This is a genomic window from Limnofasciculus baicalensis BBK-W-15, from assembly GCF_024178385.1.
Classification (GTDB): Bacteria; Cyanobacteriota; Cyanobacteriia; order Cyanobacteriales; family Coleofasciculaceae; genus Limnofasciculus; species Limnofasciculus baicalensis.
In genome coordinates, this window is sequence record NZ_JAMZMM010000046.1 from 1 (window position 1) to 23,588 (window position 23,588).

Annotated in this window: 21 protein-coding genes; 11 read left to right on the top strand and 10 right to left on the bottom strand. The window is 42.2% G+C overall.

All coding sequences use genetic code 11. From position 1 onward, the window contains the following. Positions 1-383 precede the first annotated feature (383 nt). From NJ959_RS07105 to NJ959_RS30955, 3 genes are all read right to left on the bottom strand, one after another. A complete protein-coding gene (locus NJ959_RS07105; protein ID WP_254011057.1) occupies positions 384-740 on the bottom strand; it encodes a plasmid mobilization protein in 357 nt (118 codons plus the stop codon). 1,078 nt (positions 741-1,818) lie between these two features. Then, positions 1,819-2,349, bottom strand: a complete 531-nt coding sequence (locus tag NJ959_RS30950) for a transposase (protein ID WP_254011058.1) — start codon at positions 2,347-2,349, stop codon at positions 1,819-1,821. Then, positions 2,306-3,085: an IS701 family transposase gene (locus NJ959_RS30955; protein WP_254011059.1), complete on the bottom strand. Its 780-nt coding sequence runs from the start codon at positions 3,083-3,085 to the stop codon at positions 2,306-2,308. Before NJ959_RS30955 ends, NJ959_RS30950 begins: the two co-directional genes overlap by 44 nt. Positions 3,086-3,297: 212 nt before the next feature. Here NJ959_RS30955 and NJ959_RS07120 point away from each other — a divergent pair, with 212 nt between their 5' ends. From NJ959_RS07120 to NJ959_RS07170, 11 genes are all read left to right on the top strand, one after another. Then, the gene (locus NJ959_RS07120; RefSeq protein ID WP_254011060.1) at positions 3,298-7,014 is read left to right on the top strand and encodes an aminotransferase class I/II-fold pyridoxal phosphate-dependent enzyme; all 3,717 of its coding nucleotides are present in this window, start codon (positions 3,298-3,300) and stop codon (positions 7,012-7,014) included. Positions 7,015-7,161: 147 nt separating this feature from the next. After that, positions 7,162-8,130: a cytidine deaminase gene (cdd, locus tag NJ959_RS07125; RefSeq protein WP_254011061.1), complete on the top strand. Its 969-nt coding sequence runs from the start codon at positions 7,162-7,164 to the stop codon at positions 8,128-8,130. Between the two features lie 86 nt (positions 8,131-8,216). Continuing rightward, on the top strand, positions 8,217-8,501 hold the full coding sequence (locus tag NJ959_RS07130; protein ID WP_254011062.1) for a hypothetical protein: 285 nt from the start codon (positions 8,217-8,219) through the stop codon (positions 8,499-8,501). Between the two features lie 574 nt (positions 8,502-9,075). Next, the gene (locus NJ959_RS07135) at positions 9,076-10,518 is read left to right on the top strand and encodes an MATE family efflux transporter (protein ID WP_254011063.1); all 1,443 of its coding nucleotides are present in this window, start codon (positions 9,076-9,078) and stop codon (positions 10,516-10,518) included. An 85-nt stretch (positions 10,519-10,603) separates the two neighbouring features. Then, positions 10,604-11,737 (top strand): amidinotransferase, encoded by a 1,134-nt coding sequence (locus NJ959_RS07140; RefSeq protein ID WP_254011064.1) that lies wholly within the window; start codon positions 10,604-10,606, stop codon positions 11,735-11,737. A 156-nt stretch (positions 11,738-11,893) separates the two neighbouring features. Beyond that, complete coding sequence (locus NJ959_RS07145) at positions 11,894-12,922, top strand: aromatic ring-hydroxylating dioxygenase subunit alpha (protein WP_254011065.1); 1,029 nt, start codon at positions 11,894-11,896, stop codon at positions 12,920-12,922. A 148-nt stretch (positions 12,923-13,070) separates the two neighbouring features. Next, the gene (locus tag NJ959_RS07150) at positions 13,071-13,820 is read left to right on the top strand and encodes an SDR family oxidoreductase (RefSeq protein ID WP_254011066.1); all 750 of its coding nucleotides are present in this window, start codon (positions 13,071-13,073) and stop codon (positions 13,818-13,820) included. 47 nt (positions 13,821-13,867) lie between these two features. Beyond that, on the top strand, positions 13,868-14,869 hold the full coding sequence (locus tag NJ959_RS07155) for an RNA-guided endonuclease InsQ/TnpB family protein (RefSeq protein WP_254011075.1): 1,002 nt from the start codon (positions 13,868-13,870) through the stop codon (positions 14,867-14,869). After that, on the top strand, positions 14,853-16,499 hold the full coding sequence (locus NJ959_RS07160; protein WP_254011067.1) for an FAD-dependent oxidoreductase: 1,647 nt from the start codon (positions 14,853-14,855) through the stop codon (positions 16,497-16,499). The genes NJ959_RS07155 and NJ959_RS07160 overlap by 17 nt, the downstream gene beginning before the upstream one ends. A gap of 13 nt (positions 16,500-16,512) precedes the next feature. Next, positions 16,513-16,839 (top strand): 4Fe-4S dicluster domain-containing protein, encoded by a 327-nt coding sequence (locus tag NJ959_RS07165; RefSeq protein WP_254011068.1) that lies wholly within the window; start codon positions 16,513-16,515, stop codon positions 16,837-16,839. Between the two features lie 166 nt (positions 16,840-17,005). Next, complete coding sequence (locus tag NJ959_RS07170) at positions 17,006-17,779, top strand: CmcI family methyltransferase (RefSeq protein WP_254011069.1); 774 nt, start codon at positions 17,006-17,008, stop codon at positions 17,777-17,779. A 298-nt stretch (positions 17,780-18,077) separates the two neighbouring features. Here NJ959_RS07170 and NJ959_RS07175 read toward each other — a convergent pair whose 3' ends face one another. The 7 genes from NJ959_RS07175 to NJ959_RS07200 all read right to left on the bottom strand — a co-directional run. After that, complete coding sequence (locus tag NJ959_RS07175; protein ID WP_254011070.1) at positions 18,078-18,914, bottom strand: sulfotransferase-like domain-containing protein; 837 nt, start codon at positions 18,912-18,914, stop codon at positions 18,078-18,080. A gap of 823 nt (positions 18,915-19,737) precedes the next feature. Further along, positions 19,738-20,019 (bottom strand): zinc ribbon domain-containing protein, encoded by a 282-nt coding sequence (locus tag NJ959_RS30625; RefSeq protein WP_373693622.1) that lies wholly within the window; start codon positions 20,017-20,019, stop codon positions 19,738-19,740. A 47-nt stretch (positions 20,020-20,066) separates the two neighbouring features. Beyond that, on the bottom strand, positions 20,067-20,381 hold the full coding sequence (locus NJ959_RS07180; RefSeq protein WP_254011071.1) for a sulfotransferase family protein: 315 nt from the start codon (positions 20,379-20,381) through the stop codon (positions 20,067-20,069). A 226-nt stretch (positions 20,382-20,607) separates the two neighbouring features. Further along, complete coding sequence (locus NJ959_RS07185) at positions 20,608-21,897, bottom strand: SGNH/GDSL hydrolase family protein (protein ID WP_254011072.1); 1,290 nt, start codon at positions 21,895-21,897, stop codon at positions 20,608-20,610. A 10-nt stretch (positions 21,898-21,907) separates the two neighbouring features. Beyond that, a complete protein-coding gene (locus tag NJ959_RS07190; RefSeq protein ID WP_254011073.1) occupies positions 21,908-22,072 on the bottom strand; it encodes a DUF5989 family protein in 165 nt (54 codons plus the stop codon). Continuing rightward, the gene (locus tag NJ959_RS07195) at positions 22,072-22,476 is read right to left on the bottom strand and encodes an SxtJ family membrane protein (RefSeq protein WP_254011074.1); all 405 of its coding nucleotides are present in this window, start codon (positions 22,474-22,476) and stop codon (positions 22,072-22,074) included. The genes NJ959_RS07190 and NJ959_RS07195 overlap by 1 nt, the downstream gene beginning before the upstream one ends. Before the next feature lie 41 nt (positions 22,477-22,517). Then, positions 22,518-23,588, bottom strand: a 1,071-nt coding sequence (locus NJ959_RS07200) for a carbamoyltransferase family protein (RefSeq protein ID WP_305069151.1), incomplete at its 5' end; no start/stop codon positions are given.

Sequence of the window (23,588 nt, forward strand, 5' to 3'; positions counted from 1 at the left end):
CCCCACACCCCACCCTCACGAAAAGACTTTTTCAGCAAACCCTAGTTACAAGTGAGAGTATGGTACAGTTAGCCAGAATTCGATAGCATTCCAGTATTTGTAAATACACTCTTGAGCGCCGCACTATATTTGATGTAATTTTCATTCCTTACAGTGGATTTCACTTCAATGAGATACACCCAGAAACTATGACGTTTTTGACAGATGATTTCAGGTGTACTTCACATTGGCTCCAAGCTGCTGTAATTGACTTCAAGGATACACTACTGATGAAGAAGAACATCGCCACCTTATCGCGGTAGCGCCAAATGGTTTATTCTCGCGGTAGCGCTAAATGGTTTATTCTCGCGGTAAGTTAATGGAAGTTGTCTCAAAAAAATGTATCAATCGTCGGTGACTGATTTGTTGCCATTTAACTCTAGCTGGAGTTTTTTTACAGTCTTGTAAACTTCGGAGACCACAGAAATAGCTTCACTTACATTGGGGATGTGCTGTCCGGATGCTATTGCTGTGTTCATCGCCCTCAATAGCTGATTGAGATTCACACCAATTCTGCCCAATTCAATGGCAGTGTGACGATTAACTTCTGGTTGGATTGGTGTGATGGTCCTCCGTTCCACACAGCGACGGATCTCGTTTAAGCTTAATCCTGCTGAGGTAGCTTTAGCTCCCCAACGAACTTTTTCCTCTGGAGTTAACTTTAATTCGTGTCTGATAGTGCGAATTTTGCTCCGAGCCATATTGAATACTGTTTCGATTTGAGAAAGTCTATATTTACCATCTTGCCTCGCAGAGCAAGCCTGTCCACTAACATCGTCCAGATGTTAGTAAATCCGGTACGGATGTGGACTTGGCTTGCTCCCTAATATTGGGGATGATTATTGATAGGATATCTCAACAGTATATACCCATCCCAGGATTAGATAAAAGTTTGATTGGGGCTGATTTTTCGTTTGAGGGAGCAATTTTTCAAGGCCTTAAGTGTTGCGTTTTGTAAAATTAATAGGCTTTCGAGAGGGATTAAGTGTTGCGTTTTGTAAAATTAATAGGCTTTCGAGAGGGATTAAGTGTTGCGTTTTGTAAAATTAATGGGCTTTCGAGCGGGATTAACTGTTGCGTTTTGTAACTTTAATCAGCTTTTTCCGGCTTATTAAAGATTTACACTCATAGAAATAAAAAGTCAAGACCATTACTCTGTATAGCTTTTGTCGTTTACCCTCAGTTGTCCCTCGCTTATGAGAGACCAATATACCGATGGGGTGGGGAATTGCTATCATGGCTAATAGTTCAATGGCTCCGAAAAAAAACCTGAAAAAACTTGAAAAACAAGGAATAAACAAGGAATAAACAAGGAACAATTAAGGATTGCTTGAACGGTCACTCCGGCTTTTTGTTAGTATCTATTCTCAGTAAATCGCCCAATTTATAGTAATTTTGGCTGGTTGTTTAATAAAATCATTGGGTTATCCTTGTTCTTGACTTGTTCTTGACTTGTTCTTGACTTGTAGTATTTTTGTTCTTAAATAAAGGCATTTTTGATGAAAAGAAAATCCTGACTACTTGATGTAATAATTGAGTTGGACTGCTTCGGTATAGTTTAAATTAATAATCAAGGGCGGTCAAGAGTAGGTATTGACTAGGGACTAACTAGGTATTGTCTAGGGATTGTCTAGGGATTTTATCGTCCGCCTTGAGCGGGGGTTATTGATAGCTATATGCAATAGATAGCTAAAAAATGCCGTAATTTTAGGCGATTGTCTCGGCAAGAATCTATTGTATCCCTGTACCGTACCTATACTATTGGGACTTAAACAAAAATCAAGCCCAAACAAAGCCCAAACTCTTTTTGTAAGCAGTAAACACGTCCCAATTTTGATTGAGCCACAAGACAAATCGATAAGATATGGCTGTCCGAAAGGCAGACAAAGCTTCTGCAAAAGTCTTTAAAGGTTTTGTCGCCCACTTTCTTCTTAATCCTCCTGTTAAGCTGTGCCAAAGGATAAAAGTGTACGCACAAAACACCAGGATAAAATGTTTCATCAGACTTTTAGCATCTCTGACTTGATATTCTTTCAACCCTAACCATCCCTTAGCTTCCCGATAGAACACTTCCACCCAATTTCTTTGAGAATAGGTGTAGACAAACCATTCTTCTGTGGCGTGTTCTGAGTCCACATTTGTGATAAAGTAGTTGATATCACTGGCATCATTAAAGTTTTTTGCATTCATGACGATGGCAATTTTTCTTTTTTCTGATTGCCCTGGGAGTTCTACTTGTTGGGTGGCTACCCACACCTGTTTCGGTTTATCTAGCTTCAGTTCTATTTGGGTAAATTCTTCTGACGACAACGACTCTGCCCATTTGTCCACTCGGATTTCTGAAGAGAGAAAAGTCCGGTTTTTCGATTCTGACTTTCCGGTTCTTGGCTATTCCTCCTAGATACTTTAGTTGTCTGTTTTCCAGTTCTTTGAGAAAGGTCGTGTTATTCCCATACCCCGCATCAATTAGTACGATTCCCGGTCGCTCTCCTCTGGCTAAACTCCGGTCTATTAAACTTAAAGCTAACTGGGGTTTTTTCACAAATTCTTTGTCTTGCTTCCCAGAGGGTAAAGACTGAGCATTCCGGTATAACTCTAGATCTAAGGGTAAACTTTTTGTCCCATCATACAGATGTGTGGTTACTACCACGATCCCATTGTCGGTTTTCCCGATTTCTCCGATATACTGCCGACCAACTCCCGCTGTAAAATTACCACTTTTTCTATGCCCTGAGTCATCAATAATTAGACTAAATCCTCGGGCAATCCGAGTTTGACTGCACTGATTCATCACCATTAGGCGACGGGTGTTGATGTCCCGATCCGACCAAGGTGCTTCTGTCAGAAAATGGTGTAATCGGTGATATTTCACTCCCACGGCGTTTCCAGCCATTTGAGAGAGTTTTTTTCGCTCACTTTCTCCCAATAATCCGCCGATATAGTTCCTAAACTCCCGTTTTTGGGCTTGATGACTTAACAGATCGTCAAAGCGTTTGCACCATCTGTCAAAGCATGGGGGCATCGCTGAGGGTGTAGTTTCTTTCATTGAGTCTTTTTTAACCTGAAACTGCCTCTGTTTAAGTATTATACCCTGTTTTTGCCTTTATATCTGTTTAAGTCCCACTATTCAGATCGTGTGTATGCGATCGCATGTGACAGTTGCGTAAGTCCTGTTGCTTTTTCATAAAAACTCTGAGACAATCAAAATTTATTGTCTGGTGATCATAGACACCTCATGCGCTAATAACATCCATCTAAATGCTACAAAAGATTAATCGTTATACCCACGGCTTTGTTGCGGTTCCAGTGATCCTCGCTTGTCGAGAAAAAGGTCTTTTCGAGCTACTCGCCCATGAAAGTCCTCTCTCCTTGGAGCAAATGGTCAAGCATCTGGGAGCTAACAGCGGACATTTCAAAGTTGCTTTGAGGATGCTCGAATCTTTACATTGGCTTTCTCGAAATGAGCACCTTAAATATTCTCTGACCTCAGAAGCAGCGATTCACAACCAAATTCCGGAAGACGTTCTCCAGTTGTACCACCTACCAATTGAGTCTTATTTACAAGGAAAACAAGGAAAGTTGCTTGGAAGATGGATTGATCGTTCTTGCCAACTGTGGAATCTGGATAATCCCTTAATAGCAGATTTTTTAGATGGACTCCTGCTGATCCCACTCCTGCTGACACTCCACAAACACAACTTGCTCGCATCGGAAGAGAAACCCTTGCTCTCTTCATTAAGCGGAACAGTGCAAGAAGAGTTGGGCAAGTTATTTGTCCACCTTGGCTGGGCTAATCTTAAAGCAGGTCGTCTGACTCTAACCGAAGTCGGTCGATTTATGGGGGAGCGAGCCTTGAATACCGCCATAGTGGCTTCCTACACCCCTATGTTGTCTCGCATTCATGATGTACTGTTTGGCGATTGTCTTTCAGTATTCCAAAGAGATGCTTCCGGTCACGAAAGCCACATTGATCGTACCCTCAACGTGATGGGGAGTGGATTTCAACACCAGAAATATTTTGCCGATTTAGAAGAAAGTATCCTCTCAGTATTCAATCAGTTGCCATTGGCAGAACAACCCAAATACATTACTGATATGGGATGTGGCGATGGAACTCTCCTGAAGCGAGTCTGGGAAACCATTCGATTCAAGTCTGCTAGGGGAAAAGCGATCGAACAGTATCCCCTGCGTCTTATAGGTGTAGATTATAACGAAGCTTCTTTAACAGCTACCACACGCACCCTTGCTGGCCTTCCCCATTTAGTTTTGCAGGGAGATATTGGGAACCCAGAACAAATGGTGCTTTCTTTAAAGGCTCATGGCATTCACGATCCCGAAAATATCCTGCACATCCGTTCGTTCCTCGACCACGATCGTCCTTTTATTCCTCCCCAGAAAAGGAACGAAGTGGAAGAGCGTACTCACCTACATTACCAAGCGGTCTGTGTCGATGGTCAAGGAGAGCTTATTCCTCCTCATGTTATGGTGCAAAGTTTGGTAGAACACTTAGAACGATGGTCTCAAGTGGTCACTAAGCACGGTTTAATAATTTTGGAAGTCCATTGTTTGGAACCAAGGGTAGTTTATCAGTTTTTAGACAAAACCGAAAACTTGCATTTCGATGCGTTTCAGGGATTTTCTAAGCAGTATCTTGTGGAAGCCGACGTTTTTCTCATGTCTGCGGCAGAAGTAGGTCTATTTCCAAAATTAGAGCTTTCTAAAAGATACCCAAAAACGTTTCCTTTGACTCGCATTACGCTTAATTACTTTGAGAAAAAACCTTACAAAATTCGTCATGCCTATTTGTCAGATTTGCCTGTCTTAGTTAACTTAGAGGTCAAGTGTTGGTCAGAACATTTACAGGCATCTGCTAATGAAATTCGGCGAAGACTTGAGCTAAACCCACAGGGGAATTTAGTGCTCATTATAGAAGATCAAATTATTGGTGCGGTTTATTCCCAAACAATCACCAGCACTGAGGTATTAGAGAATGTAAAATATGAGCAAGTGCCGTCATTACATACTCCCCAAGGGTCAGTTATTCAACTGCTCGCACTAAATATTCTGCCTGAGTTTCAGGCGCGGGGGCTGGGAAATGAATTGCGGGACTTTATGCTCTACTACTGTACCCTGAAAGGCGGCATTGAGAGCGTGGTGGGTGTAACTCGCTGTCGAAATTATGTCAATTATTCCCAAATGCCGATGACGGAGTATTTGAAGCTACACAACGAGCAACGGCAGCTTCTAGATCCGATTGTGGGGTTCCATGTGTCGGGGGGAGCCGAAATTAGGGGAATTATTGCTAATTACCGTCCGGAAGATGCAGAGAATTTCGGCATGGGTATTTTGATTGAATATAACCTGCGCGATAGTGCTTTGCACCCGCTTCGCGATCGCCAACCGCTCTATACCAACTCAGCAATTAGTTCATCAGTACCAACTTTGCCAGCAACATCTGCAACTAAGGAAAACGAAACTGTAGCCGCTCTGGTTAAAGAATGTGTTTTAAAGGTGCTGGGTTCGCAACGGCAAGCAGCTTACGCTCCAGAACAAAAAATGCTGGATATGGGATTAGATTCTTTAGATTTATTAGAACTGCAAACGCTGCTAGAGGAACGTTTAGGGGTGAATCTCTCTGGAACGTTCTTTTTACAAAAGAACACTCCAACTGCCATCATCACTTATTTCCAAAACCAAGTAGTACAAGAGAAACAATCTGAGCTAGCCTCACCTGTTGACTCAGCCAACGAAATCAACACTCTAGAAAACATAGTTAACCAACAAAAAATTCCTCAAGTCACAAGAGTCGTCACAGAACAACAAGGTCGCAAGTTACTAATTGACGGATATTGGGTGATAGACTTTGCTTCTTGCAACTATTTAGGTCTTGACTTGCATCCAAAAGTTAAGGAAGCGATTCCACCAGCTTTGGAAAAATGGGGCGTACATCCAAGCTGGACTCGGCTTGTTGCTTCCCCAGCAATCTATGAAGAGTTAGAGGAAGAATTAGCCAAACTTTTAGGCGTACCTGATGTTTTGGTATTTCCATCTGTAACGCTACTTCAGATGGGAGTTCTCCCGCTATTGACTGGGAATAATGGCGTCATTTTTGGTGACATAGCTGCACATCGTTGTATTTATGAAGCGTGCTGTCTGGCTCAGCACAAAGGAGCGCAGTTCATTCAATATCGACATAACGATTTGAACGATTTAGCCGAAAAACTAGTAAAATATCCGCTTGAGCAAGTAAAGATTATTGTCATTGATGGCGTGTATTCCATGTCGGCAGATTTTCCCGATCTGCCAGCTTACGTGCGTCTGGCAAAGGAGTACAATGCTTTAATTTACATGGATGATGCACATGGTTTTGGCATTTTAGGCGAAAACCCCAGCAGCGATATGCCTTACGGGTATAAAGGAAACGGGATGGTCAATTACTTTGACCTGCGGTTTGCAGAGGATAATATCATCTATGTCGCCGGTTTGTCCAAAGCCTATTCTTCCTACGCAGCATTCTTAACTTGTGGCGATCGCCAGATCCAAACTAATTTCCGCAACGCTTGGACTGCCATATATTCTGGCCCTTCTCCCGTTGCGAGTTTGGCAAGTGCCTTAGCTGGACTACAGGTAAATCTTCAGGAAGGAGATCAGTTAAGAAAACAAATTTATCACTTAACTCGCAAACTGGTTACCCAAGCAAGAGCCATTGGATTTGAAGTGGATAATTCTGGCTACGTTCCCATCGTTAGCGTGTTAGTGGGAGATGCTCAACATATAGTTGATGTCTGTCAACTTCTTTGGGAATATGGTATTCTAATTACTCCAGCTATTTTTCCCATAGTACCCTTAAATAAAACTGCTTTGAGGTTTTCGATTACAGCTGCCAATACCGAAGAGGAGATAGACCAAGCAATTAAAGCTCTCGAAGCCGTTTGGGATTTGCTGCAAAAAAGGAAAGCTTTGCTTTGTAAGTAGAGGGAAACCATTCACCAATGCCAAATATTGGAATATTTGGCATTGGTGAATCAAGGTGCTTAACATTTATGGTACTATGATTGCCATAGTGGATTCCTAAAAAAAATTGATATATCTTTGATTCTTGTCCAAGCAGAAATAACCCAAATGACCCATGTAACATTAGAACAGGCGATTGCCAAGGTTCCACTTTCCATTCAATCAGAGTTAAGGACAATTCTTGCCCAACATGCTGTAATTGACTCAAGTGTTGTCACCTCTTGGCTCGATCGACTTAGTATTGATATTGGTATGTTAATGATTCAGTTACTACCTGTGGCCACAACCTATGCTAGGGTACCAATATCGCAGTTTTATGTAGGGGCGATCGCTCTTGGTAAACCAAAATCTAAGAATCAGGTGGATTCTGGAACTCTTTATTTTGGTGCCGATATGGAATTTGTAGGGCAGGCACTTAGCTTCTCAGTTCATGCAGAACAGTCCGCCACCATCAATGCGTGGTTGCACGGAGAGACAGGTTTGCAAGCCTTAGCAATCAATGAAGCGCCATGTGGATATTGCCGACAGTTTTTATACGAGATGGCAACTGTAAATCAGGATTTTGTTATTCTCTTGAAGTCCAATAAGACACAAATAGAGCAAACTTATACTTCAAATAGACTCCCATATTTTCTACCCCAGGCATTTGGGCCAGCGAATCTTGGACTGACGAGTGGATTAATGGAAACAGCATTTCATGATCTGGAGACTTCTTCTACAGATGATGTTGTGCTTGCTGCTCTATCCGCTGCCAATCAAAGTTATGCTCCCTATACGAAAAATTTTGCCGGGGTAGCGTTAAAAGATTCTCATGGGAATATATTTACAGGTCGGTACGCTGAAAACGCTGCTTTTAATTCATCCATGTCTCCGATGGAATCTGCTCTCACCTACATGAATATGAATAGATATCCTCAATCACTATTCGACATTTGTGATGCTGTTTTAGTTGAAGTGGAAACTACCATTAGTCAAAGACCTGTCACTGAAGCCTTCCTTTCTTCTATCGCTCCCAAGGTCGATCTGAGGTACGCCCCTGCAACTCTCTCAAGTAATAAGTTAGGACTTACGCATTGACAGACACTGAATAATGTGTGTTCAAGCCCAAGGGGTATTATTCTGTGATACGATCGAAAATAGAATTGATTAAGAGGAAATTCTTCATGTCTACTGAATTAACAAACGAACAAGTATTTAAGCTGCTTTGCATGGAAGTCATTGAATCTCTTGGATTCGCCCACTTTGCTCCTACCATTTTACTCTATGAGATGACTAATCCCGGATTTATAGATTGGTGCGAAAAGATGGTTTTTATTGATGATGATGGGAAGCTCGATGAAGGAGAAAAATTCTTATTAGATTGGATGAAACAAAACTTAGGAAACTTAGATCTGATACGTCAATTAATGCCCGTTGCTGAACGTCTAGAAATGAAAATAAAATCCTAATTTTAGGTATTTAACTTCAAACTGTGTTCTCGATCTCATGTGGAGAGTCTGCGATCGCTAGATTCTCCCTTTCAAAGCATCCACCAACAGCGGTTGGGTGTTGTTTTTTGTAAAAATCAGAGTTAGTATCCAGTAATTGGTAGTTGAAGTATTGGCGGCTGCGGTCTGCCATATAGTTGGTGTATAAAACATTCCTGCTCCTCCAGGAAGTGGAAGACATATTTCTCTCAACAGATAGTTGATGTCTGTCAACTTCTTTGGGAATATGGTATTCTAATTACTCCAGCTATTTTTCCCATAGTACCCTTAAATAAAACTGCTTTGAGGTTTTCGATTACAGCTGCCAATACTGAAGAGGAGATAGACTAAGCAATTAAAGCTCTTGAAGCCGTTTGGGATTTGCTACAAAAAAGGAAAGCTTTGCTTCGTAAGTAACTTAGCCAAACAAAAAACTTTTATGATGTCAAATTTTCTGACTTACGCCTTACTGGCTGCGTATTACATGATGAAGTGTGCAATCTGGGTTGCAAACTACTTCAAGTGGAGAAGGATCTAAACCGAGATTGGAGAATTTATGGAAATAACATCAACAGGATATAAGTCAGATCTCATATCAGAAGCACGAGCAAGCCTACAATTGGCAATTCCCTTAGTCGTTTCGCAAATGTGCGAAACGGGTATTAATACAGTGAATGTAGTCATGATGGGTTTACTTGGTACACAAGTTTTGGCTGGTGGTGCTTTGGGTGCGATCGCTTTTTCGACTTTATTATTTACCTGCTCTGGTATTCTCTCAGCAGGAGCAGCTATAGCAGCCGAGGCTTTTGGGGCAAACAACATAGATCAAGTTAGTCGTATTGCTTCTGGGCAGATATGGCTAGTAGTTGCCTTGTCTTTACCTGCAATGCTTCTGCTTTGGTATGGCGATACTATCTTGCTGCTATTAGGTCAACAAGAAAGCAATGTGTTACTGACAAAAATCTATTTACAGTCAATTCTTTGGCGCTTTCCTGCTGCACTGGGTCTTATGATCTTAAGAGGCATTGCCTCTGCTGTCAACGTCCCCCGATTGATCACTGTCACTATGCTGGCTGGGCTGCTCTTGAATGCCCCTGCCGATTATGTGTTAATGTTCGGTAAATTTGGTCTGCCTCAACTTGGTTTAGCTGGAATAGGCTGGGCAAGTACTCTGGTTTTTTGGCTTACTTTTATAGCGGGATTTATCTTGCTGATTTTCTCCCCAAAAGTTAGAGATTATCAACTTTTTCGCTACTTGCATCAGTTTGATAAACAGACGTTTGTGCAAATTTTTCAAACTGGATGGCCGATGGGGTTTCAATGGGGAGCAGAATCAGCACTATTGATTGTCACCGCTTGGCTAGCAGGGTATTTAGGCACAGTCACATTAGCAGCCCATGAGATTGCGTTCCAAACAGTAGAGATGGCGATGGTGCTGCCACTCGGACTCGGCAATGTTGCTGTCACAAGAGTAGGTCAGACTATGGGAGAAAAAAACCCTGTGGGTGCAAAAAGGGCAGCATTGATTGGGATTACGATTGGGGGCATTTTTGCGAGTGCTGTGGCACTCATTTTTTGGTTGTTTCCATATCAGATTGCGGGAATTTATTTAGATACAAACAATCCCGAGAATACCGCAGCAGTTAAGACAGCAACTTCTTTTCTTCTTTGGGCGGGATTATTCCAACTTTTTTACAGTATTCAAGTAATTACTGTTGGGGCTTTGATAGGGTTGCAAGATACGTTAGTGCCAGTATTAATGAACTTTGCTAGCTGGGGTCTTGGCTTGACAGGAAGCTATTTCATGGGAATCATTTTAGATTGGGGAGGTATCGGGATCTGGGTAGGTATGGTTTTGAGTCCACTCCTATCTGGAGTCATTTTAATGGTTCGTTTTTATCAAGAGATTGACAATAAGATTGCCAATCCTGATGATGGGGAAGAGAATATGTCTAACAGCAATCAACTTATAGATGATTCTCAAGCATTTATAAGTTGAAAGTTGGTAAAAATATTGATGTTCAGAAGAATTAGCTGGAATGACTCAATAGTAATACGCAGCTTATCGATTAGGAAAACAACTTATGACCAATCAAAATAACCAAGAATTAGAGAACAAGTTACCAATCGCCAAGCAGCCCTGTCCTGTCAATTCTTATAATGAGTGGGACACGCTTGAGGAAGTCATTGTTGGCAGTGTTGAAGGTGCAATGTTACCTGCCCTAGAACCAATCAACAAATGGACATTCCCTCTTGAAGAATTGGAATCTGCCCAAAAGGTACTCTCTGAGACGGGAGGAATTCCCTATCCACCAGAGATGATTGCAGTAGCACACAAAGAACTAAATAAATTTATCCACATTCTTGAAGCAGAAGGAGTCAAAGTTCGTCGAGTTAATCCTGTAGATTTCTCTGCCTCCTTCTCCACACCAGCTTGGCAAGTAAGAAGTGGTTTTTGTGCCGCCAATCCTCGTGATGTTTTTTTGGTGATTGGCAATGAGATTATTGAAGCACCAATGGCAGATCGCAACCGCTATTTTGAAACTTGGGCGTATCGAGAGCTGCTCAAGGAATATTTTCAGGCAGGAGCTAAGTGGACTGCGGCACCGAAGCCACAATTATTGGACGCACAGTATGACTTCAATTTCCAGTTTCCTCAAACAGGGGAGCCGTCGCGCTTTGTCGTTACAGAGTTTGAACCAACTTTTGATGCAGCAGATTTTGTGCGCTGCGGACGGGATATTTTTGGTCAAAAAAGTCATGTCACTAATAGTTTGGGCATAGAGTGGTTACAACGCCACCTGGAAGACGAATACCGCATTCACATGATTGAATCGCATTGTCCGGAAGCACTGCACATCGATACCACCTTAATGCCTCTTGCTCCCGGCAAAATACTAGTTAATCCAGAATTTGTAGATGTTGATAAATTGCCAAAAATCCTCAAAAGCTGGGACATTTTGGTTGCACCTTACCCCAACCATATCCCCCAGAACCAGCTAAGATTAGTCAGTGAATGGGCAGGATTGAATGTACTGATGTTAGATGAAGAGCGAATCATTGTAGAAAAAAACCAGGAGCCGATGATTAAAGCACTCAAAGATTGGGGATTTAAGCCTATTGTTTGCTCGTTTGAAAGCTACTATCCCTTTTTAGGCTCATTTCACTGTGCAACATTAGATGTTCGCCGACGCGGAACTCTCCAGTCCTATTTTTAATATTTAACGCTCTTTCTTCACTTTCGCCAGACGAAATTTGAAACCCTATTTTTAGGTTGTCCTTTCAGGTAAACTAGGTCTGTCTAGCTACAACTTGCGGGCATTTCAATTATCCTTTCACCAGAGTGATAAAAGTAGTAAAACTAGGAGACAATCATGACAACCCCAGACTTAATCTTAATCAACAACTGGTATGTAGTCGCAAAGGTAGAAGATTGTAAACCAGGAAGTATCACCACAGCTCATTTGTTGGGAGTTAAGTTGGTACTATGGCGCAGTCATGAACAGAATTCACCCATACAGGTATGGCAAGACCACTGTCCCCACCGAGGTGTGGCTCTGTCTATGGGAGAAATTGCGAATAATACTTTGGTTTGTGCGTATCACGGATGGAGATACAATGAAGCTGGTAAATGCGTACACATCCCGGCTCACCCTGACATGGTACCCCCAGCAAATGCACAAGCCAAGACCTATCATTGCCAGGAACGCTACGGCTTAGTGTGGGTTTGCTTAGGGAACCCAGTTAATGATATACCTTCGTTTCCCGAATGGGACGATCCGAATTATCACAAGACTTGTACTAAGTCTTACTTGATTCAAGCTAGTGCATTTCGTGTGATGGATAATTTCATAGATGTATCTCATTTTCCTTTTGTCCACGAGGGCGGGTTAGGCGATCGCAACCACGCACAAATTGAAGACTTTGAGATGAAAGTAGACAAAGATGGCATTACCATAGGTAACCTTCAACTCCAGATGCCAAGGTTCAACAGCAGTACCGAAGATGACTTATGGACCCTTTGGCAAAGGATTAGTCATCCTTTATGTCAATACTACGTTACGGAATCCTCTGAAATTCGGGCGGCGGATTTGATGCTGGTAACACCGATTGATGAAGACAACAGCTTAGTGCGGATGTTGATAACGTGGAACTGCCCTGAAATGTTGGACTCTAAAACATTGGAAACATTGGAGTCAAAGCTACTAGCCGAATTTGACGAAACAATAGAACAAGATATTCCGATCCTATATTCTCAACAGCCAGCGCGTTTACCACTGTTACCCCAAAAGCAGATAAACACGCAATGGTTGTCACAGGAAATACATGTGCCATCAGATCGAGGCACAGTTGCCTATCGTCGATGGCTAAAGGAACTAGGCGTTACTTATGGTGTTTGTTAATTTCAGTTGAATGGCACTAAGAAAACCCTTAGTGCTTGCAAAATAAGCACTTTAAGCTTTTGTATATAAAAATTACCAAAAAACAAAATCAAGTACAAAACGCACTTATTACATATAGCACGAGCAAAACGAAAAGAAGGAGTGACTGATGACAGGTAAATTGGATGGAAAAGTAGCGATTATTACTGGAGCTTCCTCTGGTATTGGAGAGGCTACAGCATTTGCCTTAGCTGCGGAGGGGGCAAAAGTTGCGATCGCCGCAAGACGTACTGAGCGTTTGGATGCACTAGCAAAACGGATCGAAGCCAGTGGTGGTCAGGCATTACCCATTGTTACAGATATTACAGACGAAGCTCAAGTAAATCACTTAGTCCAAAAGACCAAGGTCGAGCTAGGACATGTGGATATTCTGGTGAATAATGCAGGAATTGGTGTGTTTGGCACAATTGATACTGGGAATCCCGCAGACTGGAGGCGAGCATTCGATGTGAATGTTCTGGGAGTTTTATATGCTATCCACGCAGTCTTACCTCTTCTCAAAGCCCAAAAATCCGGGCATATAGTCAATATATCTTCTGTCGATGGAAGGATAGCGCAAGCCGGTGCTGGAGTTTATAGTGCTACCAAATGGGGTGTCAATGCTCTTTCAGAAGCATTACGCCAAGAGGTGTCTAAAGACAACATTCGCGTTACCATCATTGAACCAGGTTTAGTCGATACACCATTCATTGACTTAATTTCTGACCCCATCACCAAACAGCTTAGTGAAGAACAACTTAAGACAATAACACCTTTACAAAGTGAGGATATTGCCAGAGCTATAATCTATGCAGTGACACAACCCGAGCATGTGAATGTGAATGAAATTTTGATTCGATCAACTACAGAAGATAATTAGAGGTGTTTCTAATAGAATCGAATAACAGACCAATCCTAGCACAAGCCATGAAAGCGAGATATCAATACCATTTCTACCCAACCGACCAACAGCGACAGAGCCTAGCTCAGTTGTTTGGTTGTGTACGGGTAGTTTGGAATGATGCTTTGGCTTTGAGCAGAGCCAGTAAATACCCAGGCCACAACAGTTTGGCTAAGTCTCTCACGTTGTCTAAAAAGACGGAAGAAAGACGATGGTTAAACGATGTTTCGTCTGTTCCATTGCAACAGTCTCTCAAACAATTGGAAGTAGCTTACAAAAACTATTTCGACTATCTGAAAGGGAAGAGCAAAGGCAAAAAAGTAGGTCAACCCCGATTTAATAGAAAGACTAATGAGCAGTCGGCAACGTTTACAAAAGCTGCATTTTCAATTAAGAAAGGAAAAATATATCTAGCAAAAATTGGTAACTTAGCACCGATTTGCTTCAGAGAGTTACCATCAGAACCAACTTCGGTAACAGCAATCAAAGATTGTGCGAATCGGTATTTTCTCAGTTTCGTTGTAGAAGTTGAGCCAAATCAAATCGGTGCTAAGAACCAAAGTATCGGGATTGATTTAGGAATCAAAACTTTGGCTGTTATGAGTAATGGTGAAAAAGCTGAAAGTCCCAAATACTCAAAGCAGGAGCGTGAAATTCGCCAACTACAGCTAAAGCTTGCGCGTCAGCAAAAAGACTCAAAGCGCAGAAACAAAATCCGGGTTCGGATTGCTAAACTGCACAACCAGATTGCAGACACTCGCAAGGATTTATTGCCCAAACTATCGACCAAGATTATGATTGAAAACCAAGTCATTGTTTGGGAAGATTTAAATCTATCGGGAATGGTCAAAAAACGAAATCTTGCTAGGGCAATTAGCCTACAAGGATGGAGAGAGTTTAGGACTTTAATTGAAGCTAATTCTGAAAAATTTGGGAGAGATTTTCGAGTAATTATTAGATGGAAACCCACCAGTCAAAAAGAACTTGACTGCCAACAAGGAGGAAAAGCAATTGCTTACAGCCTATAGCGATACTGAACTACAATTAACTGCTGACGTGCTGGTAATTGGTGGTGGTCCTGCCGCCGCATGGGCAGCATGGGCGGCAGCAGCCCAAGGTGTCAAAGTCATCATTGTTGATAAAGGTTTTCTAGGTACGAGCGGTGCAGCTGCTGCCAGTGGCAATAGCGTCATGGCACCTTCTCCAGAGAATTGGGAGAAAGATGTATCCGAATGCTACAGCAAAGGAAATAACCTCGCTAACTTACGTTGGATTGAACGTGTAATTGAAAAAGCTTGGCTGAGTTTGCCCTTAGTGGAAGATTGGGGCTATCGTTTCCCCAAAGAAAATGGGGAATCCGTGCGCAAGAGTTATTATGGTCCGGAATATATGCGGGTACTTCGCAAAAACCTGTTGCGTGTGGGCGTGCAAATTTTCGACCAAAGTCCGGCTCTGGAACTGTTATTAGCTGACGACGGCTCCGTGGCTGGAGCCAGAGGTGTACAGAGGCAAAATCATCGCACCTATACCGTTCGCGCTGGTGCAGTAGTTCTAGCGAATGGCGGTTGTGCATTCCTAAGTAAAGCTTTAGGTTGCAATACCAATACAGGCGATGGACTGCTGATGGCGGTGGAAGCTGGCGGCGAACTCTCCAGTATGGAAGCTTCTAGTCACTATAGAATCTCGACCGCTTTCAATGCCTCAGTAACAAGAGCTGCTCCCTTTTACTGGGCTAGTTACACTGACGAGGCAGGTAATGATCTTGGTGGCTATATCAATGGTCGTCGCGATCCATCGTTCCTGCACAAAGCCCTCCTGAAAGGTCCCGTTTATGCTCGTTTGGATCGAGCCACACCTGAAATCCAAGCATTGGTTGAAAAGTCTCACTTCATCGCCTTTCTACCCTATAAAAAAGCCGGCATTGACCCTTATACAGAACGAGTACCTGTAACACTGGTTTTAGAAGGTACAGTCCGTGGTACAGGTGGAATTCGGATTGTGAATGAGAGTTGCGGTACAAAAGTTCCTGGACTGTATGCCGCCGGTGATGCAGCATCGCGGGAGTTTTTAGCCGGTTTAGCTTCTGGGGGTGATGGTCCTAATGCTGCTTGGGCAATCTCTACAGGACAATGGGCAGGGGAAGGTGCAGCCGCCTTTGCCAAGAGTCTGGGCGCTCATGTCCATGAACGGGTTGTGCGTCCAGCAGGTCAAGCCGGATTACGTTCCCAGTACCCTGGTTCCGAAACATTCGGTAGCGAGGCAGTTGTGCGCGGTGTACAAGCCGAGATGTTCCCATTAGAGAAGAATTACTTGCGCTGCGAGCAGAGACTTTTGGATTCCCTCGCCAAATTAGAAATGCTGTGGCAGCAAGTACAAGGGAACCCGAAACAAGATACAGTGCGCGATATGGAATTTTCTCGTCGAGCGGCTGCTCTTGTGGCTGTAGCACGATGGGCATATTTTAGCGCTTTACATCGCACAGAAACGCGCAGCGAACATATTCGCATGGACTATCCCGAAACCGATCCAAATCAGCTTTATTACCAAGCCACAGGCGGCTTAGAAAGGCTTTGGGTGAGACGGGATTGGGTGAAGGATGCGAGCGCTACACCACCAGTATTAACCACTCAAACGACAGCCTCAGTATTAAAGTTGTAGCAGGAGCAGTATCATGATCGAGCTTGTCAGCCATAAACTCTGTATTAATTGTAATGTTTGCGTCCAAGTATGCCCTACCAATGTCTTTGATGCAGTTCCCAACCAACCGCCTGCGATCGCCCGACAGGAAGACTGTCAAACTTGTTTCATCTGTGAAGCATATTGTCCTGTGGATGCGCTCTATGTTGCGCCGCAATCTCATACCAATGTTGCAGTCAACGAGGATGATTTAATTGACAGTGGCATTATGGGTGAATATCGTCGCATCTTAGGTTGGGGATATGGCAGAAAAAACAATAGCGAATTGGATACCGATCATAAACTACGGCTATTTGAATAATGGGAGAGTACAAATAAAGCGGCTTTACCTAAGTCTCAACCGTAAAACACAGGGACTACATCCAGTTTATGCTCAAACCACCTTGGCGGTTGCTATACTAAAAAAGCAAAAAATTGCCAAGATTTTACAAATGTTCTAACACCTAAGAGGAAAAGAGGAAAATTAGATGAGCTTCCAAAAATTTGTTCAAGAAGCCGCCTATAAAGTTGCACCTTTCAAACCTAATCGGTTTGCCAAAATTTCTGAAAGAGAAGATAAATGTGCTATTCCAGTGCCAGCTTGGAGAGCGCTCTTGGCAAACCGCGATTTGTTCACTTGGAAAGGGATACCTTTCCTGAAAGGTTGCACCGAAATAGCTCTTTATTCAATGCTCCTGTATGAGCTTCGCCCGAAAACAATAATCGAAATAGGAGCATTAAGCGGTGGCAGCGCGATTTGGCTAGCCGATCACTTAGAACTGTTCCAAATAGAGGGTTGTGTCTACTGTATCGATATCGATCTTTCCCTACTCGACGAGAAAGCAAAAACTGACTCTCGCGTTCATTTTTTAGAGGGGGATTGTAACAATATGGGTGCAATAATGTCGCCAGAACTGCTTTCTGGGCTTGCTCATCCCTGGTTGATTGTAGAAGATGCCCATGCTAATGTGGTGGGAGTAGTTGAATATTTTCACGAAAACGGTCTAAAAAGTGGAGACTACTTGATTGTCGAAGATACCAACAAAACTATGTGGGAGTTGGACAGGGAGGAGTTGGACAGGGATGATTTGGATGAGCAAGAATTAATAGAAAAAGGAGAGCAGAAATTAGCGGAGTTAAAAAGCTGGTTAATGCTCCACGAAAACGAGTACCTCATCGATACGTACTATCAAGATATGTACGGTTACAACGGCTCTAGAAACTGGAATTCTATCCTGAAAAGAGTAGAAAAAAATTTTTAGTCATTGCCTCTTAACTTGCACTTTTTCAAATTCTTACTCAATAAAGGTTTTGGCTGTTCCCCAAAAAGTGCTAGTTTCCCATATGCTAGTGGCGATCGCGCAGTGCCTCGCTACGCGAGATCGGCGCTAGTGGGAGGCTCAGATCTTGCACCTACCCACAAACGAACTGGTGAAGGGAGGGAATAGGGAACAGTAAGAAGAATCGATGAAAAATATATTAAAGAGGTTAGACGGCTAGATATTTTATTTTTTGGGATCTCCCTAATCGCGCTTCTATCCCCCCTCTGAACGGTTACGATCAAACTCGGTGTTCTGACCATTCAAAAATATGACAATGCTGTAAGAGTTTTTCATAGTAAGGAATAGATTCATCTAGTAGAGGTATTAACCGATCTGGTAATTTTTTCTCCTTCTTTTCATAGGGGAGAAATGTTTGGGTCGATCTTAAAGTTTCAAACCAAGGTTCTGAACTGCCAGACGCAGAATTAGCATATAATTTTGTATACTTTAAATTGGAGTCTTCTAGATTTGCTTTCCATGTCAGCATCTTTTCATCAAATGCAAGCCCTAAGTTTTTACACAGCCATTTCAAAGCAGAAGGAGGGTTTTTAATTAGATCATCTGAGTGAATAACTAAAGGTGTTTGCCCTGTAATAACTTCAATTTGTTGGAAAACTTCATAAAGTGTTTTCATCCCAAGATTTTGTTGGGTGAATGGTTCTGTGATACCTGTCCTTCTCTCCGCTATATCGAAAGAAAAAATAATATCTTGGGGATGCCTTATTAAAAAGAAGTTAGTTAGCTTTTTTGCCCAATCTATTCCAAATTCAGATCTATAGTCACCTGTGATCATTTTTTGAAATGAGAATAATTTTCCGTCCGGTAAATTTCCAGTCAATTTTTCTATAACTTTCTTGAGGTCTGTTTCTACATTATTTTGCAGTATTAATTGCTTTAGGTCTTGTTCTGCTAACGTACGACTGTTACTCATCGTGTAAGTTGTCATCAAGACATTCGGAGCCTCTAGAGGCTCATCATAAACAATACACCCATCCAAATTCTCAAAAGCACGAGTAATGACAGTCGAACGACTTCTAGGACAAGCCCACATAGCTATATGCTTGTTTGTTTTCATCTTTCCACCCTCCTGGAGACTCTCGCTAAACCTGTACTCAGGTTAGCGATGAGAGGAAAGGAGGGGCAGAGTTTATGCAACATAAGATTGATTCCAAATTGAAACAAAAGTGCAGGTTTTTTGATTGGAAACCTGTAAAACCAACTCGGATTTCTCCGGTAAGGTTAGCTTCGACAAAGTTAGTGGTCGGTACTATCTCAAAAGCACTATCTCCCAAATGACTGTTTAACCTTTGAGTTTTAGAGCGAAAGACTAGCTACGCATCCAACGGGGCAGAACTTAAACACTTGCCACTAACGTAGGCATTCCTGCCTGAGTCTGGTCAACTAGGGCTATCTTACAAGCCCCCGTTATAGTCGGTACTCCGATTTAACGGTGGGTTGTTGACTTTGGATTAGATTAGAATGTCACTGAAAATTTAAACAGACTGATGAGCAAAATCAATCTAACAATAGATTAATTAAAGCTTCTATTGTAAATTTTTTGCCTTTGATACGATCATTTATTAAAATACTACAATACTATGACTGAGTCAAGTCTATATTTAGGCGTAGAAATAGCTTCGCTGACACCAGCCGCAAACTAGCAGTTAAAACCATTACCAGGTAAGGATTCCAGCCTTTTTTGTTCCTCAGTCAGTCCGCGGCCTTGATCCAGGACAACACTCAGTTAACCACGGCAGAGTATAGGCTATACTGCTATACAAAACTTGGCTAAACTTATTCAAGTCTCACCATTCAACTAGAAATTAATCCTAGAGGGTCTGCTTCCTGCTTCATCCAAGGTAGACAGCTACTTCTTGTCCACAGGCTTTGAGTTCCGGTCAAGCCAACTGTACTTTATTTTTGGGGGCATTTTCAAGATTCACAGAAGCATTTTCATCGCGATCTTGAGAATGCTTACAAACCTTACAATTAAATATTCGGTCTGATAACTTCATATCTTGGATAGAATTACACTTCGCACAAATTCTAGAACTTGGATACCATCTATCGACAATTTCTACCTTTGTTCCAAAGTGAGCTTGCTTATAAATAAACTGACGACGGATTTCGTAAAAACAGTTGTTACTTATAGCATTCGCTAACTTGTGGTTAGCAATCATTCCACTGACATTAAGATCCTCAATCCGAATTATGTAAGCTTTTCGACTTAAAGAGGATTGCGAAGCATAATTATTATTTTTGCATCAGAACACAATTCTTTTATCTGTTGAGATGCTACTTCAGAATATAGATATTCAGGGGATGATTCTCCTATATATTTAGCATTACCTGCTGAGTCAAAAAGCTGTAAATAATTATAAAGTTCTTTGATTTTCCCCGTAAAACAATCAATATCGCGAGAGAAATAATGAAGTTCTTTTGGGGAAGACATGAAAATTTCCGGATGTTGACCCAAGTAGTTGTGCATGGATGTGGTTCCACATTTAGGAGCACCAACAACAAATAAATTTGGTTTTTTCATACTTTATCTATTTACATTGTTTGCATTGATGAACTTTAATAATTTTCCAAATAATCTAAGTATGCTTAGAGGGTATTTGAAAAATTTTGAGGAGTCAGATTTTATGCCTATCGCTTTAGCATAATACGCCAGTACAAATGCTCTTAATATACACCCAAATGTTCAATTTTACCTCTGAGCTTGTCAATAGAGCATCTTTACTGCACTGAGCAGTTACGTTCTTGACTCACTGATCAGGCAATAAGTGGGCTTTGGCTTGAAGCGTCGTATCATGAGGCAAGATGTTTGTCCTCATCTGCTGTTGACAAAGCCTAGACGCAATCATTTTTCCTGCCAACTGATGCCCTGAAGCATTCCAATGCCCTACACAGCCAAGAGTATCGTCAAAGCCGTATAGGCAAGCATTGTTCTGCTCGGTATTAGCAAGCATTGTCGGGCTGAGATTAAGTACACTGAACCCCTCACTCTCACCCAAAGCCGTAATTCGCTTCTCAGAATAAAACCAATCAGTCACACCCAATTCTTGTATTTCTTTTTGACTCACTAAAGGATCGCGTTGAAATGGACCGCCAAAAGTAACAACTACAAAATCTGCTTTTTTGGCAATCACCTCATCGTGCATTAAGCTAATCAGTTTCTCTGTGACTTGCCATGCCTGTTGCCATTCAGGGTCAGTAGGTGGTTTGTAGATATTATCAATCCAGCTCGACTTTTGATCGTGTTTTCCATTGCTAAATAACGGCTCCTCTATTGCTTGAGCAGACAACCTCCTATTAGAATTGTTAAGAGCATCTTGTATGATGTTCAAAACCTGTAAAATCCGCGAGTGGTCTTTTATTTTGATATAAGCTTTGCCCCACCATGTCAGCTTTGAGCGATAATTATCTGTATTGACAAACGAAGCATCAACAACCAGCTCACCGTCTTTAAATATAAAAAACGGTTTTAGTGAAGCTAGTTCATTAGGATAGAATTTCTGACTCAGAGTACGGGAGTTGTCAACAATGTCGTTGCCAGTATAAAAATCCAGCACTACTATATCAGGTGAATAGTCCCAAACTTTCTCCCGTAGGGTAATTAGTTCTTGGTCTGTTCCATAACCAGTAACCCCGAAATTAATCACTTCCGCCTTTCGTCCAGCCAAAGCTGTACAACTACTTAGTTCTCGTTCTATAACTGCCGCAAGATCTTGATCCAACGGCACTTGCAAAGCCTCTACAAAGGAATCTCCCAACAGCGCTATCCTGAAGGTATTTTCAGGTTTGACCTTGGTGTGTTCTCGATCTCGAAAGCCATCACTATTCATCTGGATGTAAGCTTCACCTTCGGTTCGATACCACCCGGAAACATCAGGTCGCCCTACCCAACCTCTGTGTTCATCAATAGTATGGAATGCTACGTGCTCGATCCCAGCGATACGTAAGCCAATTTCAATGAATACCACTCCAAAGATTAGCCCGCAGAAAATCAAAGTTCCGATCAATGCTATCTTTACCCAACCCTTCAAGTTACTCATATGGCAATTTTTAAAAAAGAGTGTAAATGAACGGCGCGATCGCAGAAGATTGAGCGAAGATAATCAGCGCCCCCAAGGATACCAGGGTGACAATCAGGGGAACCAACCAGTAATTTTTTTGTTCTTTAATAAATCCGCCAAGGTCTTTGAGAAAATCCAAAGTGTCTTTTAGCATTAGAATGGTCTCTCCATACTTTCTCTAGTTCTTAACTTACTTAGTTGCCGATAAGTGGGCAACTCCGGAGCGAAGCTTCGCATCATTGGATCTCGATTCAACAGCCGCCTCATTAATCCCATTGGGGTAATCATTATATAAAATAAAACCCCTAAAATAATTCGTGTTTGTATCCAACCTAAAACAAGTCCAATCCTCATCCAGATTTGGTAAACAAAATTTAAAGTTGCGGGTGCGATTATTGCCCAAATCCAGAGAATTACTGCAATAACCCAAGGGATAACTGACAAGGAATGATGGCGTATAACTGGTAGTAAAAAGCCAAATAAAACTGCCACTATGGAACCGCCAATCAGTCCAAATTCACGCAATCCTTTTTTGTCAAGTTCCTTGATCTGTTCCATCTTTACTTACTACTTTTTTGTGGGAAATATTCACTCCTGAGTTAATCTAACTCGAATTCTTGTTGCCACGACTCATCACTATTCCCCTGTGGCTGTTCAGATTTGACCAACAAGAAATTCTCCATAACCAAATAGTCCATTTCAGTTCTCATAAAGCATCGATAAGCATCTTCGGGAGTACAAACAATTGGTTCGCCACGTACATTAAAGGAAGTATTGACCAAGACAGCACAACCAGTTCGTGCCTCAAAATGACGAATTAACTCATAGTAACGAGGATTGGTTTCCTTGTGAACTGTCTGAATACGAGCTGAGTAATCAACATGAGTGACCGCAGGAATTTGGGAACGAGGAACATTCAGCTTCTCGATTCCAAATAGCTGCTGTTGCTCTTGTGTCATGGGAATGTGCAGATTCTCTTTGATTGGTGCTACCAGTAGCATATAAGGACTAGGACGATCGAGATCGAAGTAGTCGGAGACTCGCTCAGCCAAGACTGAAGGAGCAAACGGACGGAAGGACTCACGATATTTAATTTTCAGGTTCATGACCGATTGCATTTTGGGACTGCGTGAATCGCCAATAATCGAACGACTCCCCAAAGCACGCGGACCAAACTCCATTCGCCCAGAAAACCAGCCAACAACATTTCCCTGTTCTAAAATTTCTGCGAGGCGAGGCATAAGTTCGCTATCAGCGAGTCGCTGGTAAGGTATATTAACAGAATTGAGAAACTGGAGAATCTCGGCTTCGCTAAAGCTAGGTCCGAGATAAGAACCTTTCATGCGATCGCCTGCTGTTGGAGTGCGGGGTTTTTCATGGTACTGATGCCAAATCGCCAAGGCTGCTCCGACTGCACCACCTGCATCTCCGGCTGCGGGTTGAATCCAAATATCTTTGAAGTCACTTTCTCGCAGAATTCGTCCGTTGGCTACGCAATTGAGAGCGACACCACCTGCTAAACATAGATACTCTGCACCCAGTTCTTTTTTGATAGTTTTAGCCAAACGCAGTATCACTTCTTCAGTCACCTTCTGGATAGAACTTGCTAGATCCATTTCTCTTTGGGTGATTTTTCCTTCTGCTTTGCGTGGTGGTTCCCCAAACAGATT

Excerpts from the sequence above, each read along its gene's own strand:
- NJ959_RS30625 (WP_373693622.1), bottom strand. The coding sequence starts at position 20,019 with ATGATTGCTAACCACAAGTTAGCGAATGCTATAAGTAACAACTGTTTT.
- NJ959_RS07195 (WP_254011074.1), bottom strand. The coding sequence starts at position 22,476 with ATGGAACAGATCAAGGAACTTGACAAAAAAGGATTGCGTGAATTTGGA.
- NJ959_RS07155 (WP_254011075.1), top strand. The coding sequence starts at position 13,868 with ATGAAAGCGAGATATCAATACCATTTCTACCCAACCGACCAACAGCGA.
- NJ959_RS07185 (WP_254011072.1), bottom strand. The coding sequence starts at position 21,897 with ATGAGTAACTTGAAGGGTTGGGTAAAGATAGCATTGATCGGAACTTTG.
- NJ959_RS07135 (WP_254011063.1), top strand. The coding sequence starts at position 9,076 with ATGGAAATAACATCAACAGGATATAAGTCAGATCTCATATCAGAAGCA.
- NJ959_RS30955 (WP_254011059.1), bottom strand. The coding sequence starts at position 3,085 with ATGAAAGAAACTACACCCTCAGCGATGCCCCCATGCTTTGACAGATGG.
- NJ959_RS07145 (WP_254011065.1), top strand. The coding sequence starts at position 11,894 with ATGACAACCCCAGACTTAATCTTAATCAACAACTGGTATGTAGTCGCA.
- NJ959_RS07120 (WP_254011060.1), top strand. The coding sequence starts at position 3,298 with ATGCTACAAAAGATTAATCGTTATACCCACGGCTTTGTTGCGGTTCCA.
- NJ959_RS07150 (WP_254011066.1), top strand. The coding sequence starts at position 13,071 with ATGACAGGTAAATTGGATGGAAAAGTAGCGATTATTACTGGAGCTTCC.
- NJ959_RS07175 (WP_254011070.1), bottom strand. The coding sequence starts at position 18,914 with ATGAAAACAAACAAGCATATAGCTATGTGGGCTTGTCCTAGAAGTCGT.
- cdd (WP_254011061.1), top strand. The coding sequence starts at position 7,162 with ATGACCCATGTAACATTAGAACAGGCGATTGCCAAGGTTCCACTTTCC.
- NJ959_RS07180 (WP_254011071.1), bottom strand. The coding sequence starts at position 20,381 with ATGAAAAAACCAAATTTATTTGTTGTTGGTGCTCCTAAATGTGGAACC.
- NJ959_RS07105 (WP_254011057.1), bottom strand. The coding sequence starts at position 740 with ATGGCTCGGAGCAAAATTCGCACTATCAGACACGAATTAAAGTTAACT.
- NJ959_RS07165 (WP_254011068.1), top strand. The coding sequence starts at position 16,513 with ATGATCGAGCTTGTCAGCCATAAACTCTGTATTAATTGTAATGTTTGC.
- NJ959_RS07190 (WP_254011073.1), bottom strand. The coding sequence starts at position 22,072 with ATGCTAAAAGACACTTTGGATTTTCTCAAAGACCTTGGCGGATTTATT.
- NJ959_RS07170 (WP_254011069.1), top strand. The coding sequence starts at position 17,006 with ATGAGCTTCCAAAAATTTGTTCAAGAAGCCGCCTATAAAGTTGCACCT.
- NJ959_RS07140 (WP_254011064.1), top strand. The coding sequence starts at position 10,604 with ATGACCAATCAAAATAACCAAGAATTAGAGAACAAGTTACCAATCGCC.
- NJ959_RS07130 (WP_254011062.1), top strand. The coding sequence starts at position 8,217 with ATGTCTACTGAATTAACAAACGAACAAGTATTTAAGCTGCTTTGCATG.